Annotated in this window: 14 protein-coding genes and 9 tRNA genes; 7 read left to right on the top strand and 16 right to left on the bottom strand. The window is 47.8% G+C overall.

Features of this window, described 5'->3' with window-relative positions; all coding sequences use genetic code 11:
* Positions 1-134 precede the first annotated feature (134 nt).
* Entirely contained in the window at positions 135-1724 is a 1590-nt protein-coding gene (locus IE064_RS00095) for a Lon-insertion domain-containing protein (protein ID WP_189615335.1), read from the top strand.
* Between the two features lie 73 nt (positions 1725-1797).
* Positions 1798-2313: a bifunctional 3-hydroxydecanoyl-ACP dehydratase/trans-2-decenoyl-ACP isomerase gene (gene fabA, locus IE064_RS00100; protein WP_133038782.1), complete on the top strand. Its 516-nt coding sequence runs from the start codon at positions 1798-1800 to the stop codon at positions 2311-2313.
* A gap of 53 nt (positions 2314-2366) precedes the next feature.
* On the opposite strand, the gene rmf is transcribed toward fabA, so the two are convergent.
* The 4 genes from rmf to rlmKL form a co-directional block, all read right to left on the bottom strand.
* A complete protein-coding gene (gene rmf / locus IE064_RS00105) occupies positions 2367-2543 on the bottom strand; it encodes a ribosome modulation factor (protein WP_133038781.1) in 177 nt (58 codons plus the stop codon).
* Positions 2544-2720: 177 nt separating this feature from the next.
* Complete coding sequence (locus IE064_RS00110; protein ID WP_189615337.1) at positions 2721-4580, bottom strand: DUF3466 family protein; 1860 nt, start codon at positions 4578-4580, stop codon at positions 2721-2723.
* A gap of 29 nt (positions 4581-4609) precedes the next feature.
* Entirely contained in the window at positions 4610-6529 is a 1920-nt protein-coding gene (locus tag IE064_RS00115) for an ABC transporter ATP-binding protein (protein ID WP_189615340.1), read from the bottom strand.
* 14 nt (positions 6530-6543) lie between these two features.
* A complete protein-coding gene (gene rlmKL / locus IE064_RS00120; protein WP_189615342.1) occupies positions 6544-8721 on the bottom strand; it encodes a bifunctional 23S rRNA (guanine(2069)-N(7))-methyltransferase RlmK/23S rRNA (guanine(2445)-N(2))-methyltransferase RlmL in 2178 nt (725 codons plus the stop codon).
* A gap of 238 nt (positions 8722-8959) precedes the next feature.
* On the opposite strand from rlmKL, the gene IE064_RS00125 reads away from it, so the two are divergent.
* The 3 genes from IE064_RS00125 (at position 8960) to IE064_RS00135 (ending at position 9249) form a co-directional block, all read left to right on the top strand.
* A tRNA-Met gene (locus tag IE064_RS00125) sits at positions 8960-9036 on the top strand.
* 30 nt (positions 9037-9066) lie between these two features.
* Positions 9067-9143: transfer RNA gene (locus IE064_RS00130), tRNA-Met, on the top strand.
* 29 nt (positions 9144-9172) lie between these two features.
* A tRNA-Met gene (locus tag IE064_RS00135) sits at positions 9173-9249 on the top strand.
* A 647-nt stretch (positions 9250-9896) separates the two neighbouring features.
* Here the strand turns inward: IE064_RS00135 and ihfA are convergent.
* Genes ihfA through pheS form a run of 3 tightly spaced genes read right to left on the bottom strand, consistent with a single transcriptional unit; the run spans position 9897 to position 13574 of the window.
* A complete protein-coding gene (gene ihfA / locus IE064_RS00140) occupies positions 9897-10187 on the bottom strand; it encodes an integration host factor subunit alpha (RefSeq protein ID WP_133038777.1) in 291 nt (96 codons plus the stop codon).
* A gap of 3 nt (positions 10188-10190) precedes the next feature.
* A complete protein-coding gene (gene pheT / locus IE064_RS00145) occupies positions 10191-12578 on the bottom strand; it encodes a phenylalanine--tRNA ligase subunit beta (RefSeq protein ID WP_189615344.1) in 2388 nt (795 codons plus the stop codon).
* 15 nt (positions 12579-12593) lie between these two features.
* Positions 12594-13574 (bottom strand): phenylalanine--tRNA ligase subunit alpha, encoded by a 981-nt coding sequence (gene pheS, locus IE064_RS00150; RefSeq protein ID WP_133038775.1) that lies wholly within the window; start codon positions 13572-13574, stop codon positions 12594-12596.
* Between the two features lie 253 nt (positions 13575-13827).
* On the opposite strand from pheS, the gene radD reads away from it, so the two are divergent.
* Positions 13828-15585 carry a DNA repair helicase RadD gene (radD, locus tag IE064_RS00155; RefSeq protein ID WP_189615346.1) on the top strand — a complete coding sequence of 586 codons (1758 nt, stop codon included), beginning with the start codon at positions 13828-13830 and terminating at the stop codon, positions 15583-15585.
* A 78-nt stretch (positions 15586-15663) separates the two neighbouring features.
* Positions 15664-15921 carry a GrxA family glutaredoxin gene (locus IE064_RS00160; protein WP_133038773.1) on the top strand — a complete coding sequence of 86 codons (258 nt, stop codon included), beginning with the start codon at positions 15664-15666 and terminating at the stop codon, positions 15919-15921.
* 189 nt (positions 15922-16110) lie between these two features.
* Here IE064_RS00160 and IE064_RS00165 read toward each other — a convergent pair.
* From IE064_RS00165 to tolB, 9 genes are all read right to left on the bottom strand, one after another.
* A tRNA-Lys gene (locus IE064_RS00165) sits at positions 16111-16186 on the bottom strand.
* Positions 16187-16201: 15 nt separating this feature from the next.
* A tRNA-Lys gene (locus IE064_RS00170) sits at positions 16202-16277 on the bottom strand.
* A 27-nt stretch (positions 16278-16304) separates the two neighbouring features.
* A tRNA-Lys gene (locus IE064_RS00175) sits at positions 16305-16380 on the bottom strand.
* A gap of 38 nt (positions 16381-16418) precedes the next feature.
* Positions 16419-16494: transfer RNA gene (locus IE064_RS00180), tRNA-Lys, on the bottom strand.
* A gap of 31 nt (positions 16495-16525) precedes the next feature.
* Positions 16526-16601 (bottom strand) — tRNA-Lys (locus IE064_RS00185).
* Positions 16602-16628: 27 nt separating this feature from the next.
* Positions 16629-16704: transfer RNA gene (locus tag IE064_RS00190), tRNA-Lys, on the bottom strand.
* 152 nt (positions 16705-16856) lie between these two features.
* Positions 16857-17612, bottom strand: a complete 756-nt coding sequence (gene ybgF, locus IE064_RS00195) for a tol-pal system protein YbgF (protein ID WP_189615348.1) — start codon at positions 17610-17612, stop codon at positions 16857-16859.
* 12 nt (positions 17613-17624) lie between these two features.
* Positions 17625-18164 carry a peptidoglycan-associated lipoprotein Pal gene (gene pal, locus IE064_RS00200; protein ID WP_133038803.1) on the bottom strand — a complete coding sequence of 180 codons (540 nt, stop codon included), beginning with the start codon at positions 18162-18164 and terminating at the stop codon, positions 17625-17627.
* Between the two features lie 22 nt (positions 18165-18186).
* Positions 18187-19512, bottom strand: coding sequence for a Tol-Pal system beta propeller repeat protein TolB (tolB, locus tag IE064_RS00205; RefSeq protein ID WP_189615350.1), 1326 nt, complete (start codon positions 19510-19512; stop codon positions 18187-18189).
* Positions 19513-19517 lie beyond the last annotated feature (5 nt).

Here is a 19517-nt window from a genome sequence, read left to right on the forward strand (position 1 = left end):
GTGCAGTTGTCATTAAATCAGCCTTTTCAATAGGCAATTCACCTTCATTACTGCATTAACGCTGCTGCCGGAATTCACAATGTGATAAAATCTTTGCCACTAATTTTCCGTGCGGCAACCGAAGTCCGACAACAATGAATCCAAGTTTGATCAGTGCCAGCAATTTGGCTCCCGTGTTTGAAATCCCAACACTTCCCCCGAACAGTCATCTTCAGGATCTGTTGCTACAGCAACAACGAGTGCTTGATGCTTTTGCCCTGCTTCTGGGTAAACACCATCACGCCATGTATCTGGCGGACTTCCCAGGGATCCACCGCCGAGGATTACTGCAAGCGTTAACCGCACAAGCCGCTTTGCCAAGCCACTATCTGCATGGCCGCATACTGCGCCATCAATTGTTTGGTCAAAGTAAACATGAAGGTGAGCTGACGAAACATCAGATACTGTATATCTGTATTGAATCGCTACTTAAACGCGATAACTTGTGGGAACTGCTGTTGGATAGTCTGGAACAGCGAGGATTCTTTCATCAGGGCAAATGGCAACCGCTGAAAGCGAAAGTTGTGCTGGTGGGTTCTGCTGCCTACTATGGCGAACTGGTGAGCACTGAACGCTACTTTGCCGATAATGTCGCGCTGTATGGCGAAGTTGCATTCGAAGTCGACAGACAACAGGTGTTACAGCAAGACTACTTGAAATGGTTGCAGCAAGTGGCGGCATTGGCCGAGTTGTCATTAACGCAGGATAGTTTGCTGCCATTATTGACCTATGCCAGCAAGCAGACCGAGCATCAACAGCGTCTGTCTCTAGCATCTAACGATCTATGTCAACTACTGACAGAAGCGGCTCATTATGCTGGAAGCAATGAGATAGACGGTAGCAGCATCCATCAAGCACTGCAGCACCGCAAGTTACGCCACAATAGTCAGGAAATAGTGTCGGTGCAAAACGTAGATGACAAATTTATCTATCTCCCCACCGATGGTGAAATGATCGGTCAAATCAATGGTCTGACCGTGATTGATTCTGGAGACTATTGCTATGGCGAACCTGCCCGCATCACCGCCTCTGTACATTACGGCGATGGAGAAGTTGCTGATATCGAGCGTAAATCTGAACTTGGTGGCAATATCCATGCGAAAGGAATGATGATCCTGTCAGGTTGCTTGTATCGGGTATTTGGTCGCGATGAACCACTGCACCTAAATGCCAATATCGTATTTGAACAGTCCTATCAGGAAATTGACGGCGATAGTGCATCGCTGGCGGAATATTGCAGCCTGATCTCAGCGATTGCGGAGCAACCTATTGCTCAGGGGTTGGCGGTCACTGGCGCACTCGATCAATTTGGTAACGTCCAAGCGATTGGCGGTGTTAATGAAAAAATCGAAGGTTTTTTCAATCTTTGCGCCCGCCGGGGGCTGACTGGTAAACAAGGCGTCATCATGCCGCGTTCTAATGTGCAACAACTAAATCTTCCCCAAGAGATTATTGAGGCCGTGGTCGCCGGAAAATTCCATCTCTATGAAATCAGCCATGTTGATGAAGCGGTGACATTATTGATGAATAAGGTGGCAGGAGATGCGGATAAAGACGGCGATTTTCCGTTCGACACACTTTATGGCATGGTACAACAACGACTTGATCGCTTAGCAGGAAATACCGATGAGCCACCGGGCATTATCATGCGTTTACTAAGCAAGTTCGCATTTATGCGGAATTAAATGCTGATCGGAGTTGTTTAGCTTACACCTGTTCGCTAATCTTGCTGCACTTGTATGAGATGTGGTTACACAAATGACAAAATCAAACAGTTTCAGTAAAGAACAACTCGTATCCTGTGGTTACGGTGAAATCTTTGGCAAAGATGCCCCTCGCCTACCCGTTAACAATATGCTGATGGTCGACCGGGTTGTCACCATCAACGATGATGGCGGTCGTTATGGCAAAGGGGAGATTATCGCGGAACTGGATATCAATCCTGACTTATGGTTCTTTGGCTGCCATTTTGTTGATGATCCTGTGATGCCAGGTTGCCTGGGACTGGATGCTATGTGGCAATTGGTTGGCTTTTTCTTGGCGTGGCAAGGGGCTAAAGGTAAGGGACGAGCGTTAGGCGTTGGTGAAGTGAAATTCACCGGACAGATCCTGCCAACTGCCAAAAAGGTTACCTATCATCTGCACCTAAAACGCACCATTAACCGCAAGTTGGTAATGGGTATTGCCGACGCCACACTTTCGGTGGACGGCCGTGAAATCTATGCCGCCACAGAACTGAAAGTCGGCGTATTCACTGATACCTCTAGTTTTTAACCGTAAATTGCGCTTCCTGCCTATAAAAATGCCCTCATCTGAGGGCAAAAGGCTTATTTGTTGAGTAGACCATTTAAGCGACCATCAACTCCTTCGCGCCAGCCTCCAAGCCACTGCGACCGGGAATCAAGATTCGAATACGGACAAAGTTCCTTGGAGCGACCCCCAATACCAGCCTGGAATCCTTTGGAAAAGGCACGATCTAAGCGATCCCGTTTTTGTCTCTTCATGCAAGTATCCTCTGTTCTATTCCATAAAAAAAGCCGACGGCTTCCTGTACATGAATAGAACTTTTCCAAGGACAGATCAATCAAAAAATCGTCAATTATAAGCATGCAATTATTAAGCATTTGAGAACAAGTGAAAAAAATCGACGCCATGGCGTCGATTTTTTTTCATGATGTTGATTAACGTTGTAGTCTGCGACGTACCCACACTAAAGGTAACAGTAATAACCATCCCCAAACTGCCGCACCTTTACGGCTGTAGGAACCTGAGTCCACACCACCGGTATCCCCACTTACATCACACGCCGAGCCTGAAGATGTTGGTTTCAGAACCACCATACGCGGCAGATAACTGGTAACCGGGGCACCACTACCATTGAGTGCAAATGTTGGATTACCTTTGTCATCCAGCACCAAATTACCAGTGCTATCTGTTTGATATACTGGTTTTCTAACAAACGCTGTCGCAGCAATCACACCTTCTTCGTTGATCTTGTTAGCTTCAACAATGCGGATATCGGCATTATAGGTCAGGGAGTTACCGGTAGCATCAGTAACGGTAAATTGGTGTTTAGTCCAATTACCTTCACCGTTCTTTTCATAGCCTTTTGATTCACAAGTCAGCAGGTTATTGAGATCGTTGAACTCTTGGGTATTGGTATTATAAAGAAACGCATCTTTTGGTCGAGGCAACTGCTTCTCTTCCGACGTCTCGATATATCCCACAACCAACCCCTGATTGTTAATATCTTTGGCGCGGCTGGAAAGATCCGAGGTATAGGAGTAGAAGTCATTCGGGGTGACCGGCTTGGTATCTGGGGTATTCGTATCGTAGACAAAGAATTTATCACGTTGATAACCATCGATATACTTCTTATAGCTGCCCACGACTATGCCTGAGTCGTTGACGCTGTATGCAATGGAACTCAAGACATCTTTATCAATAACCGGGATCCAATGGTATTCATAGTTACCACTGGTATTTTTACTCCAATATGCAGCGTCGTAGTACAGATCGTCTGTATTACCGTTACGGTACACATGTGAACGTCCAACCACGACACCATTATTATTGAGCCCCAGCCCTTGGGCAACAAAGGTGGAAGTAGAAGTACCTGGATCTAATCCCAGCGGTAGTTCAGTCCGCGTGAAACTGCCATCATTATTGTACTGCCACACCATCGCGCGGGTCTTATACTGGATGTAACTGGTGCCAGTACTACTGTCAATATATTGATTTGCCTGAATACAGATATCTACTGGGGACGAATCACTATTGCTGCTAATACAACTGTCAACTACGCCTTCGGCATAAGAACTCAGTCCGATGCTGCCATAGCCTGCAATCAAGTTATTGCTGTTAATCGCTGCGGCCAGAGAGCTGCCCCCAACATTTACGGTGACATTCTCAGCGTTGGTATATGCAGTGTAGGGTGGTGGTAATTCTATTTCTGTTGCACTAGCACCGGTTTTTACAAAACCACGCAGTTCATAATCGCGGTAATACCAGGAATCTATGCCAGACACACTGCCAGCATAATCCATGGTTTTTTCCGGCGCGCTCATCGCCCCCACACGCAGACCGGCATCATTGATATCAAAGAAATAGCTATCTACTGTATTGCGGTTATCAGTGCTCACCGATGACGGTGCAATACTGCCATTAACACTCTCAAAAGTAGGTAACCAGGGGGTGGTAGCATCATTTTCTAATGCATGGAAAGTGAAGCTGTTTCCAATAATTTGAGTAGTAGTTGAATAGGTAATACTCTGATCAGCACCAATGGCATCTTGCAGATCGATGACGTTAGTATCGCCACTCACATCGCTGGTGGTGAGGTTCGTCCGGCCACGGGAAACACCCACCAACTCATTATTTGCGTTAATACTCTGGCCGTAACCATTTGCCGTGTCAGTCAGAGTACCCTTGACGTCAGCATCTTCAATATTAACAATCTCATAGACGGAGGCAGCATGAGCGACCTGCAAAACACTGACAACGCTTAACGCAACCAATGACAGCGTACTATTCAACTTCATTCAATTTATTCCCGTTTTGTTATTCTGGCTTACTTCATTGACTCGAGTTCTTCCCAACGGCTGAAGCAAGCATCCAACTGCTGTTCTTTATCAGCCAACAATTGCAACTGTGCTGCAACTGTTGCCTGCTCCTGAGCATAAAAATCGGGTTGATTCACCTGGGATTGCAGTTTATCAATCTCCTGCTCCAACTGTTCCATCAATCCTGGCAGCGCTTCTAGCTCTCGCTGTAGCTTATAAGACAGTTTTTTCACCGTCTGAGTTTTGTCTGAAACAGGCTTTACCGATGGCGTGCTCAGTTGGACAGGATTAATGGTCTCAGGTTCCATTGCTTCACGATAGAATCTTGCGCCCTGCGCTACCGCATCCTGATAGCCACCAACGTATTCACTCCAACGGCCATTTCCTGCATACCACCAAGAGCTGGTCACGGTATTATCGATGAAGGCTCGGTCGTGGCTTACCAGCAGCAATGTGCCTTGGTATTCTGTGAGCAGAGACTCTAACAATTCAAGTGTCTCAATATCAAGATCATTTGTCGGTTCATCGAGGATTATAAGGTTTGCAGGCTTTAACAAGAGCCGCGCTAGCAGTAAACGGTTCTTCTCGCCCCCACTGAGCGCCTTAACTGGCGTACGCGCACGTGCTGGAGAAAACAGAAAATCCTGTAAGTAACTGAGGATGTGGCGGTCCTTACCATTGATCGTGATAGTGCTTTTACCATCGCCAACATTTTCTTCGACTGTTTTTTCTTCATCCAATGCCTCACGGTACTGATCGAAATAGGCGATTTCGAGTTTAGTACCGGTACGGATACTACCACTTTGGGGTTGTAGCTGATTAATCAACAATTTGATCAAAGTGGACTTGCCACAGCCGTTGGGGCCAATTAATGCGATTCGATCTCCCCTTATCACTCGGGTACTAAAATCACGAACTAACACCTTGTCACCCCAGCAATAGCTCAGATTGTTCACATCGAACACCAATTTACCACTGCGTTCTGCATCACTCACGCCCATGGTGGCGTTACCCTGTCGTTCAATACGAGCACGACGTTCCATCCGCAACGCCTTGAGCGCGCGCACGCGACCTTCATTACGGGTACGACGCGCTTTAACCCCTTGCCGGATCCAAGCTTCCTCATCCGCTAATTTCTTATCGAACTGCGCGTTTTTTTCCTCTTCAACCCGCAACCATTCCTGTTTTCCGTCAAGATATTGCTGATAGTTTCCGGGCCAAGATGTCACCACGCCACGATCAAGATCGACAATACGGGTGGCAATGCGTTGAATAAAACCACGGTCATGACTGATGAAGGCGATAGCGCCTTTAAAACTTAATAAAAACTGTTCAAGCCATTCAATGGTATCGATATCCAGATGGTTAGTTGGCTCATCTAGTAGCAGTAAATCAGGTTCATTTACCAAAGCTCTTGCCAATGCCACTTTACGTTGCCAGCCACCGGACAGTTCTGACAACCGTGTGGTTTCATCCAGTCCTAGCAGTTTACAGGTTTGCAGAATACGGCTGTCCAGCGTCCAGCCATCCTGCAGATCTAACTGTTCCTGTAAGCGCGCCATTTTGGCAAGCCCTTGTGTTTGAGCGTCTCCACTCATCGTGGCAATTGCCACCGACAACTCATGGTACTGATCCAGCAACTCTCCAATATCTGCCAATCCGGCAGCAATATAACGATAAACGGTTGCTGTTTCCGCTTTTGGGGGATCCTGTTGTAACCGACTGACTTTTACATCTGAGGCAATATTGAATTCACCATCATCCAGCAGCACATCACCACTGATAATCTTCAGCAGGCTCGATTTACCGGCACCATTACGCCCGACAATACACACCCGCTCACCGGCTTCTATGGTGAAATCCGCATGCTCCAACAGCGGAATATAGCCATAGGCCAACGAGCCATTATTAATACGTACCAGACTCAAAACTTACTCCTGTGTCACTGCTTGGCCAGTCCTGACCAGATAGCACTTGCTGCTGAGGACTCAATATTACTGGTTAGCAGCCAAGTGTTGTGAATATGTGGATTGCGCCGAAAATCTTGCGGCAACATCCGAGTATCCATATTCTCCACCGTCAACCCCGCCGCCTGCAGCGTTTCAAGCTCCATTTTAAATTTACGCTTGTTGTTGGAAAAAATGATTTCGCCACCGGGATTTAGCAGCTTAGCAAGCGACAACAGCAACGGCACATGATCCCGTTGCACATCGAAAGCGTCTTCCATCCGTTTGGAATTGGAAAAGGTTGGCGGATCGATAAAAATCAGATCAAATGTCTGCCGACAATCGCGGATCCACTGCAGGCAATCATCTTGTTCGAAGTGATACTGACGACCGTTCAGACCATTGAGCATGAAGTTATCTTTGGCCCAGTTCAGGTAGGTATTTGACATATCAACCGTCGTGATTGATTTTGCGCCACCTAACCCTGCGTGCACAGAGGCTGTCCCGGTATAGGCAAACAAATTGAGTACATCACGCCCTTGAGATTTACTACCTACCAACTTCCGGATGAGCCGATGATCCAAAAACAGCCCGGTATCGAGATAATCGGTAAGGTTCAGCTTGAAACGAGCGCCATATTCATTAGCAACCAGCTCCAATCTTTCACCATCTAGTTTCTGATACTGATTGCTGCCCTTTTGCCGTGCACGAGTTTTAAGGATAATGTTATCCGCTGGAATATTGGCAGCCCCTGGCAATGACAACAAAATATCGGTAAGACGGCGTTTACTGACGGCCTCTGGTATTGTTGCAGGCGCAGCATATTCCTGAATAACCAGATAATTCTGATACTTATCGATCGCAACATTGTATTCTGGAATATCCGCATCATATATGCGATAGCAATCAATGTTTTCTTGCTGGGCCCACTTATCCAGTTGTTTCAGATTTTTCTTAACCCGGTTGACAAAAGACGCGGCAATTTCACTCAGCGCTTCACCAGAATGCTGTGCCAATACCGCCGCACGTTGCGGTGTTTTCACATGCAGCGTGTACAAATTGAAGGCACACTCTAGCGCACCATTATACATTTTCAGCTGTTTATCAGCTTTTAGCTTCAAGGCCGATAATAGCTCAGCTTCACTGCATAACAGTGCTACCTGCCAACCGCCAAAATCTTTTTTTAGATGTTCGCCAAACTGAAAGTAAAGTTGCAGCAACGAGGTCACATTACCCAATCGTTCACCGTATGGCGGGTTAGCGACTAATAGCCCCGATTCCATCGGTGGCATAACATCAAGCGCATTCGCTACTTTAAACTCAATAAGTTCCGCGACACCAGCATTAGCGGCATTGCGCTTAGCTAGGGCCACCATTCGTGAATCGATGTCAGATCCGTAAAAACGCACATCACAGCGGCGTATGCCCACAGTTGCCCGGGCTTTGGCCTCATCTGATATGGTCTGCCAAAGGGCTTGGTCATGCTGTAACCAGGCTTCGAAACCAAAACGTTGACGCAACAAACCAGGTGCCATATCTGCAGCCATCATCGCCGCTTCAATGACGATGGTGCCACTACCACAGAAAGGATCGACTATAGGACATTGCTTATCCCATTGTGCGCGCAGCAACATATTCGCGGCTAAGTTTTCCTTGAGTGGCGCTTCACCAGTGCCATGTCGGTAGCCGCGTTGATGCAAAGCAGGCCCGGAAATATTCAGTGCGATGGTGACCTGACTATTTCGGTAATGGGCATCAATACGAATATCCGCTTGATTCCGTTCTACATCTGGACGGTTCAATCCTGCATTGCGGAAACGGTCTACCACGGCATCTTTCACTTTCAAAGCGCCAAACTGGGTGTTATTGATAAACCCGCCCATCCCATGAAAATCGATACTAAAAGTGCTGCGATTACTGAAATGCGCAGGCCAGTCAATAGCATAGGCAGCCGCGTATAACTGTTCTGCGGTTTCACAACTGGCCTGATGTAACAGCACAAGTACTCGGCTAGCTAAGCGGCTCCACAACACGATGCGGTATACCTGCTCGAGTGAGGCGGTAAAGTAGACGCCAGCTTGGGACTCTTTAACATCCGTCGCACCAAGCGCCAGCATTTCCTGAGCCAGGGTGTATTCAAACCCTTTAGGTACAGCGGCAAAACAATTCAACATGCAATCAACCAAGCGATTTCAATAAAACCGCCATTATACCCTGTCAGCGCTATAAAAGATAAGCCGTTACCAGTGCTAAACAGATCGACAACGGAAGCCAAAATATATGGTCAAATTAACGGCATCCGCCTAAAAGACCAACCCTATCTGTACTAAAAATAGACACTTGTGACTTTTTTCAAATACGCTTCTTGCAATGCCGATAGTAGACGGCTATAGTGCGCCCCACTTAGACGGACGCGGGATGGAGCAGTCTGGTAGCTCGTCGGGCTCATAACCCGAAGGTCGTTGGTTCAAATCCAGCTCCCGCAACCAGTTCCTGTCTATGTGTCATATCAAAGTCGTCGCGGGATGGAGCAGTCTGGTAGCTCGTCGGGCTCATAACCCGAAGGTCGTTGGTTCAAATCCAGCTCCCGCAACCAATGATATAACACTTCATGAAAACCTCAGTCGCGGGATGGAGCAGTCTGGTAGCTCGTCGGGCTCATAACCCGAAGGTCGTTGGTTCAAATCCAGCTCCCGCAACCAAATCTTTTCGTGTTCACGTCCTATTAATATCTCCATCAATCCGCATATATGGATTGGCAACTGACTATTGTGTGCATATTGCCTACCGCTCTTATTGTCTGCATAGCCCAAAATGCTGAGTACCTTTGAGTAATAACGAGAGGTGAACACAGACGGTGTTCGAGATAACACAACCTAATTCTCTATGTTTAACGCCGCTGACAAAAACGCCCCTTGTAACTACAACCGCATGTTATTAGTTTGAAATTACGCTAATCATCCTGCTCGTTACCATCCCTAGTGTTTGACACCTTTCAGATAACCCCGAGATAAAATACGACAACCAACGATAATGTTTGCTGTATTTTACCTACTGACAGATCAAGGCATTATGCTGGCTATCCTGCGCCAACCGCCCAGATAACACTCAAGAAATACTCAGGCTGTTAAAGGCTTATGAACTGAAGACGTTGCTCTCATCATCGATTTACTCATTTCTTTGATCTATTCCAGCCTATCAATAGCCATGAACAACCAAACCCAGTAACTCCTTCTCTAATTTCTCCATAATGAATGGACTATAATCGCGCATAAAGAAAAGGCCACCTTAACTAGGCAGCCTTTTCAGCGCAATTGCGCGCATCCATCAGTAAAGATGTATACCGTAATTATTTATTAGCAGCTTCGACACGGCTTTTTAACTTCTGTCCGGGGCGGAAGGTTACCACACGCCGAGCAGAAATTGGGATATCCTCGCCAGTCTTGGGGTTACGACCAGGCCTTTGGTTTTTATCCCGCAGATCAAAATTTCCGAAACCGGATAATTTCACCTGTTCACCATTTTCAAGCGCTAACCGGATCTCCTCGAAAAACGTTTCCACCATATCTTTGGCGACACGCTTATTGATCCCAAGTGTTTCGAAAAGATGCTCTGCCATTTCGGCCTTGGTAAGTGCCATACTTTAATCCCTCAACGATGCGTTGAACTCAGACTTAAGGACCGAAACCACCGACTCAACTGTCGCTGCAATTTCTTTTTCCTCAAGAGTACGAGTGTTATCTTGTAACGTAAGTGCTATTGCCAGACTCTTCTTGCCAGGCTCAACACCCTTGCCTCGGTATACGTCAAACAAGTTTAAGCCAACCAACTGATTTCCGCCAACTTTTTTTATCATTGCTAGAATATCTCCAGCAACAATTGTGTCATCAACTACCACGGCAATATCACGACGGTTCGCTGGATATTTGGAGATTGCCTTTGCCTCGGGCACGGAGCCATGTAATAGCGCATCCAACTGCAGCTCAAACACAATCGTTTTACCGTTAAGACCGAAAGGCTTCTCCAGTGCTGGATGCACTGCACCAATCACCCCTATCACCTGATCATTTCTCAGGATTTCAGCACATTGCCCAGGATGTAGTGCAGAATGTGACGCACTCCTAAAACTAAATTCAGCATCGGAAGCTGTCAAGCCAATAATCGCTTCTAAATCACCTTTAAGGTCGAAAAAATCAACAGTTTTTGATTCGATCGACCAATGTTCCTCTGTTTGCGGTCCGGCAATGACAGCTGCCAGCATAGCTTGCTGCTTTACGCCCATTTCTGCTGCAGTATCAGGTACAAAACGCAAACCTGTTTCAAACAGTCGCACCCGCCCCTGTTGTCTAGCCTGATTATAACCAACCGCGCCCAGTAAACCGGTGAACAATGACAGTCGCATAGCAGACATTTCACTGGAAATTGGATTAGGCAACACCAGGGCTTGCTGTTGCGGATGCACTAGCTGCTGCAGTTTAGGATCAACAAAACTGTAGGTAATCGCCTCTTGGAACCCACGGGCAGCGAGTAAATTGCGCACTTTCGCCAATTTGACGTCCGCTTCACAATGCTGCGTCATGTTCAAACGCGCTAGCGGTGCTTCATTAGGGATACTGTTATAACCGTAAATACGGGCAACTTCTTCGATAAGGTCTTCTTCAATAGCCATATCAAAACGATAAGTCGCCGTCGTTACCTGCCAACCGTCAGCGACTTCGGTGACCGCAAATCCCAGACGGGACAATATTTCTGCCACGTCAGCGTCAGGCACATGATGCCCCAACAGTTTATCGAGCTTAGCGCGACGCAGCGTAATTTCAGCCGCCTGCGGCAGATATTCGGTCGCCAGTGCTTCAACTACGGTACCGGCATCACCACCACAAATATCAAGGATCAAGCGGCTGGCACGATCCATCACCTTATGTTGCAATTGTGGATCAACACCACGCTCAAAACGGTGGCTAGCATCAGTATGCAGCCCTAGATTACGGGCTTTACCCGTGATAGCCAACGGGGCGAAAAAGGCACATTCCAACACAATATCGCGTGTCTCGGCAGAAACACCTGAGTGCTCACCACCAAAAATCCCGGCTAGCGCCAATGCTTTACTGTTGTCGGCAACCACCAATGTATCAGCAGGCACAGCAATATCATTGCCATCTAGCAGTGTTAAGTGTTCTTTGCCATCAGCAAAACGTATGTTTAGCTCACCATCAATCTTTGCCAAATCAAAGGCATGCATTGGCTGACCATATTCCACCAGCACAAAATTGGTGATATCAACAATAGGATCGATAGAACGGATACCGCTACGCCGCAGTTTCTCTATCATCCATGCTGGCGTTGCAGCGGTAACATCAATATTTTTGATAACACGACTGAGATAACGTGGACAAGCTTGCTTAGCGACGACATTCACCTGCATAGCCGCATCAGTGGATGCCGCGACAGGTGCCCAACTTGGTTCGGTCACTGTCATTCGGTTAAGCACGCCCACTTCGCGCGCTATACCGGCCATCCCTAGACAATCAGCGCGATTAGCCGTCAGATCGACATCAATAATGGCATCATCCAGATCCAGATATTGCCGTACATCCATGCCCAGCGGCGCATCCTGCGGTAATTCGATAATACCGTTGCTTTCAATATCAATGCCCAGTTCGCTATAGGAACACAGCATGCCATTGGATGGCTGACCGCGCAGCTTGGCTTTCTTGATTTTGAAGTCGCCAGGTAAAACAGCGCCAACAGTGGCAACACACACTTTCAGCCCAAGACGACAGTTCGGTGCCCCACAGACAATATCCAGCAGCTCTTCTGCGCCAACATTGACTTTAGTCACCCGTAGTTTATCGGCATCAGGATGTTGAGAACATGCCACCACTTCCCCCACCACTACACCAGAAAAGGCGCCAGCGACAGCGGTAATTTCATCGACTTCCAGCCCAGCCATAGTGATCTGATGGGCTAACTGATCACGGCTTACCGCAGGACTAACCCACTCACGAAGCCAGGATTCACTCAATTTCATAATACTTGAACTCCGTTATTTGAATTGCTTAAGGAAACGCAGGTCGTTTTCGAAAAAGGCGCGCAAATCAGTTACGCCGTAACGCAACATAGTCAAGCGCTCTACGCCCATACCAAAAGCAAAACCAGAGTATTTTTCAGGGTCGATACCCACACCGCGCAGCACATTAGGATGCACCATGCCGCAACCCAACACTTCCAACCAACCGTTCTTACCCTTTACATCCACTTCAGCAGAAGGTTCGGTAAACGGGAAATAGGAAGGACGGAAGCGGATCTCCAGATCTTCTTCGAAGAAGTTACGCAGGAAATCATGCAAAATGCCCTTCAGTTGGGTAAAGCTGACGTTCTCATCCACCATCAATCCTTCTACCTGGTGGAACATCGGAGTGTGCGTCATATCGTAGTCGTTACGATAAACCCGCCCGGGAGAAATAATACGCAGCGGTGGTTGTTCCACCTCCATGGTGCGGATCTGCACTCCAGAGGTTTGCGTCCGCAAGACGATTTCTGGATTGAAATAGAAGGTGTCGTGATCTGCCCGCGCCGGATGATGCGGCGGAATATTCAAGGCGTCAAAATTGTGATAACTATCTTCCACTTCCGGCCCTTGCACTACACTGAAACCTAGCTCACCAAAAAAGGTTTCGATACGCTCAATAGTGCGGGTCACCGGGTGCAGACCACCATTGCCTAGCGTACGACCAGGCAATGTTACATCGATTTTCTCGGCGCTGAGTTTAGCGTCAAGTTCAGCAGCCTTGAGACTATCGAGGCGCGCTGATAAAAACTGCTGCACCTGCTGTTTAGCCTGGTTCACCTGCTGACCAAAAGCCGGTTTTTCTTCCGGACTCAGGGTGCCCATCAGTTTCATCATGTCAGTGATCTTGCCTTTTTTGCCAAGATAATCGACACGGATCTCATCGAGAATTTTCAGATCATCGGCCCCATCGATGGCGGCTAAGGCCTGTTGTACGATCTCAGTTAACTGCTGCATCTTCCCTTCCAGTGCATGCCAGTCCCAAAAGGACTGTATAAGGTATCTTCGTTTGCGACATAAAAAAGAGGCAAATTTTACTTTAATCACAGGAATTTGACCAGTGAGTAAGCCATTTTAGCAAAGTAAAAAAACGCTGAAAGCAGTTATGGATTAAAAGTTTATTAATTTTTAAACGACTGCAGCACCCAGTCTTTAGTGGCAGACACCATATGATATGCTGTAGCGACGATATAGCCATACTCCAGCCAAGATGTCTCAGCAAAAGGTCCTGCAACTGCGGGATTATCAGCAACAAGCCGTCGATGCCGCCATCCACTATTTCCGACATCAGCAAGGCAGTGCCGTCATAGTGCTGCCCACGGGAGCAGGGAAAAGTATTGTCATAGCCGAATTGGCACGCATTGCTCGTGGTCGGGTACTGATTTTGACCCACGTAAAAGAGCTGGTAGCGCAAAATGCCGATAAAGCCGCGCTGCTGACCGATGATATCAGCGTCTATTCTGCCGGACTGAAGCAAAAAATAAGTTCTGGCAAAACCGTGGTGGCGGGCATCCAGTCTGCTGCGCGCAATCCGCAAGCATTTATGAAGCCCTTTTCTTTGGTCATCATTGACGAATGTCACCGCGTCAGTGACGAAGAATTTAGTCAATACCAACAGCTTCTAAAATGGTTGCAGCAACACAATCCTAAAGTACATCTGCTGGGATTGACCGCAACCCCTTATCGGCTCGGCAGTGGCTGGATCTACAAGCGTCATTATCATGGCCGTGCGGGTAATGTCGACACCGGCCTGTTCGACGATTGTATTTTTGAGTTACCGCTGAGACTGCTGATCAAACAAGGCTATCTAACACCGCCAAGATTATTGGATGGCTTATCGGCACAGTACAATTTCAGTCAGTTACGCCCCGATGAACTAGGCAACTACCAGGACAGCGAAGTGGATGCCTTGCTGCAGCATTGTGGCCGCGCCACCACGGCCATTGTAAAGCAACTCATGCAACTGGCGGTGAGTCGTAGAGGAGTGATTATCTTTGCCGCGACGGTGCGCCATGCTGAGGAAATTATGTCGCACTTACCCGAGGCAGAGGCAGCTCTGATTACTGCAAAAACAGCCACCATGGAGCGAGATCAGATTATCGTTCGATTCAAACAACAGCAGCTGAAATTCCTAGTAAATGTGGCGGTGCTCACCACTGGCTTTGATGCACCACATGTGGATTTGATTGCGATTATGCGCCCCACCGCTTCCGTCGCACTGTTTCAGCAGATGGTTGGCCGTGGTTTGCGTTTGAGTGACGGCAAGCAAGATTGTCTTATTATCGACTATGCCGCCAACGGCTTTGACCTCTTCAGTCCACAGATTGCCCAGCCCCGACCTGCAGCAGACACCGAACTGGTACAAGTGATTTGCCCAGAATGTGGTTTTGCTAACATTTTCTGGGGGAAAACTAACGAAGATGGCGAGATCCTAGAGCATTTCGGCAGACGTTGTCAGGGGCTGATTGCAGCCAAGCCACATCCGCAACAGTGTCGATATCGCTTTCGAGCACGTTTTTGCCCAGACTGCGGTGCCGAAAATGACATCGCGGCACGGGAGTGCAGTGAATGCCATTCACAACTGGTAGATCCCGACAAACGTCTGAAAGAAGTGCTTGCACAGCGACACCATCATCTGTTTCAAGTGCAACATATGCAACTACGCGCACAAGATGACAAGCTGCTAGTGGAGTATTCTGACATTGATGCAAACCATTTTTCGGAACAGTTTCGCGTCACAACACTTGCCCAGCGGCAAGCGCTTTTTGCCCGGTTTATCTATCCACATGACCGCCGTCCCGGTCTGCCATTGCCCTCGTTTTCGCATGCGGAGGAACTGCTGGCACTGGCAAGCAGATTTCGAGTGCCCGCGCTACTTTTGCTAAAAAAACAGGGGAAACACTGGGTATTGTTGGAGAAATTCTTTGATTACCAAGGACGCTACCAGACTGAAAACCATAATGCTTAGCAGAAGTATACCGCTAGCCACTTCTGCTACCGCAGTCACTGTGCTATAACCACTGCATCGTTGAAAGAAGGAGTTATTATGCACGTTGTTATTTTCGGCCGCCCCGGCTGTCCTTATTGTGTTCGCGCCAAACAACTGTCCGATCAATTAACTGAAAAGCGTGATGATTTCAGCTATAAGTATGTGGATATTTATGAGGAAGGCATCACCAAGGCCGATTTAGAGAAAACCGTTGGCAAACCGGTAGAGACAGTGCCACAGATTTTTATCGATAAAGAGCACATCGGCGGATGTACCGACTTTGAAGCCTATGTCCGGGAAAACGGCTTGCTATAAGCCATGATGCTGGCATTTTTTTAAAGGCACCTGCGGGTGCTTTTTTTGTGCAGAAGACAGCAGAGCAGCAAACGCCAACCGACAATTTCAACAGAAATGGTGGTGCGTATAAGATTTGCGCTAATAATGCACCAGTAACAATGGCTCGATTAACTGAACTACTTATCTGCGGGATAACATGAGATGGATTGGTGGGCCGTATAGGGCTCGAACCTATGACCAATTGATTAAGAGTCAACTGCTCTACCAACTGAGCTAACGGCCCACACTTGTGGGATCATGGTGGGTCGTATAGGATTCGAACCTATGACCAATTGGTTAAAAGCCAACTGCTCTACCGACTGAGCTAACGACCCTAATTTGGCATTTAATAAGTATTTCGCTGGTGGGTCGTATAGGATTCGAACCTATGACCAATTGGTTAAAAGCCAACTGCTCTACCGACTGAGCTAACGACCCAACTTCGGAATACTAACTATATCGCTATTTTGATTTGATGGTGGGTCGTATAGGATTTGAACCTATGACCAATTGGTTAAAAGCCAACTGCTCTACCGACTGAGCTAACGACCCGCTACTGGATTTACAGCAGAAATCAAATCAGTGGTGGGTCGTATAGGGTTCGAACCTATGACCAATTGATTAAGAGTCAACTGCTCTACCGACTGAGCTAACGACCCACTGCTTTGTTGTTGATTAACTGAAATTGGTGGGTCGTATAGGATTTGAACCTATGACCAATTGGTTAAAAGCCAACTGCTCTACCGACTGAGCTAACGACCCTTTCAGTTAAAAACACAGCGCAGTAAGCTAAAAACTGCGGTCCCGCGCTGTGGGCGCCTATAATACCGCTTTCCGTTTCTCATGCAAGTGCAAATTCGGCTTTTTTTCCCGTTTGCCTGAAAAACAGTCTGGGTGGATGTTTTTTAGTTAAATCATGGTTTAATTGCCGCCAACTGCTGCTTGGCAATGCTTGCGGCAGCGCTGTTTGCATACTCATTAACCACTTGTTGGTAACGGGATTTGGCAGCGGCTTTGTCATTGGATTTCTCGGCAATCAGTCCCAGTTTGACCAGACTGTCAGCCCGTTTACCTGATGCTTTGAAATTATTGACTACATTTTCAAATGCAGTCTTGGCCTGAGCATAATCGCCTTTATTATAAAGGAGTTGCCCAAGCCAATAGTTTGCATTGTCTGCAAAACCAGAATTAGGATATTGGCTGATAAAATCCTTGAATGCGGGAATTGCTGCATCATACTGGCGTTCTTTCAGTACCAGATCCACTGCATGTTGGTAACTGTCAGTCTCAGACAAGGACACACCGCTGCTTACGGGTTGTGGTGCGTTACTGTTAGCCACTGGCGCTGGAGTACTGGTTTGTTGATTGCTGAGCTTACCTATCTCTTCATACAACTGACGCTGCCGCTGCAGCATCTGATTGATCTGATAATTCTGTTGCTCAGTGGAACCACGCAGATCCAGAACTTCCTGCTGCAGCGCATCTAACCGCTGCTGCATATCTATCTCGGCCTGCTGTCTCGCCTTAATGATACGTTCCAGCCGCGCAATGCGGTCGCTGTCGCTGCCAACAACGCCAGTTCCCAAATCCTGTACCGGCGCAGGTGTTGCTGCGGTAACGGCACAGATGGGAAGCAACAGCGTTGCTGCTGCAATTAGCCTGATCTTCATGTACTTATTTCCTTAGTAAACTAACACTGCACGACGATTCTTAGCTTCGCCTTCATCGGTGTGACTCAAATCAGCAGGTTTTTCTTCACCATAGCTCACAATACTCATCTGGCTTGGCAGTACCCCTAAACCTTGCAGATATTTGGCCACGGCTTTAGCACGGCGTTCACCCAAAGCTATGTTGTATTCTGGTGTACCGCGCTCATCGGTATGACCTTCAATCAGCACTTTAACATTAGGGTGGCTGACTAGATAATCCGCATGAGCCTGCAGCAGATCCGCATAATCAGCACGAATTTCACTGCGGTCGAAGTCAAAGTAGATGACACTATCTTTACGCAGTTCTTGGAACTTCAGACGCTGCTGCTCTTCAGGGCTTAACACTTGAGCTGCGCCGCCCATCTCTACCCCACCGTTTGCACCATATTGACCACTACCAGAAGTGGTGCCAGTACCCGCGGCAGTTTCAGAATCAGACGTAGAGCTACAGGCACCCAATGCCAGTAATGGCAAAGATACGGCCAGAGCCTTAAGCGAATTTTGGAGTTTCATCATTAAATCCTTCTGTAATCAATTATAAAAATGGTGACCAGGCCGGAGATCTCACTTCGCCCTGTCCCACTGGCAATCTAGCTTTAAATCGTCCGTCTACCGACACAGCAGCCAATACTTGCTTGTTGCCATAAGTCGTGCCGTAAATCACCATCGTTCCGTTGGGCGCGACACTAGGTGATTCGTCCAAGCGGGTTGAGGTCAGTACCTGCATAAAACGGGTTTGCAGGTCCATTCTGGCAATATTAAATTTACCGTTGGTGCGGTTGACAAAAATCAGGCTACGGCCATCTGGGGTAACCTCGCCGCCCAGGTTCCATTCACCGTCAAATGTTAAGCGGGTTACCTTATTGCTTGCCAACTCCACTTTATATAGTTGGGGGCGGCCGCCACGCTCTGAGGTGAACACCAGCGATTTACCATCTGGAAACCATGCAGGTTCGGTATCGATGGCATAATGATTAGTCACCCGCGTCAGCGCGCCGCTAGCAATATCGACAATATAGATTTCTGGCTGTCCATCTTTGGATAAGGTAATCGCTAGCTTACGCCCATCCGGTGAAAAACTTGGAGAACCGTTGATACCAGGATAACTGGTAACTTTTTGACGAGTCCGATTATAGATATCCTGAATGAAAATCTCGGCGCGCTTATTCTCAAAGCTCACGTAAGCCAGTTTCCGGCCATCTGGCGACCAAGCGGGAGACATCAGCGGCTCGGGCGAACGCAACAACATCTGTTCGTTGTAACCATCGTAGTCGGCAATCATCAACTGATAAGGATTAGGCTGAGTACGATCCACCACCACATAAGCGATACGGGTCAGGAATGCCCCCCGGATGCCAGTGAGCTTTTCATAAACAATATCACTGATACGGTGAGCATACTGACGAAATTGCGCGGCACTGATGACGGTCTGACGACTATCCAATAGATACTCAGTCTTGGGCTGCGGCCCTTTGGCCTGCATCTGCGCTTTCACCAAATCAACCAGGTCAAAGCTCACCAGATATTGATCCTGCCCATAGGGCTTGACAGTGCCCATCACGACCGCTTCGGCAGACACATTACGCCAGTCATCCAAATTAAAATCACTGATTTGACCGATACTACGTTGTCCAAGCCCGGTTTCGTCCAATGGTTTGAACGTCCCGCTACGAGTCAAATCCGAGGCAACCACATCAGAAATGGAACTGGGTGGCGGCGTTACGCCTTGCCAGACAAAAGGCACTACCGCTATCGGCCGGGCGGCATCCACCCCTTCAGTGATTACAATGTCCAATGCGGCTCTTGCGGGTAACACCAACAGTGCCAGTAACACCATCAGACCCTGGGTAAAATATTTCATGGGAC

This window comes from Shewanella fodinae, assembly GCF_014651955.1.
Classification (GTDB): Bacteria; Pseudomonadota; Gammaproteobacteria; order Enterobacterales; family Shewanellaceae; genus Shewanella; species Shewanella fodinae.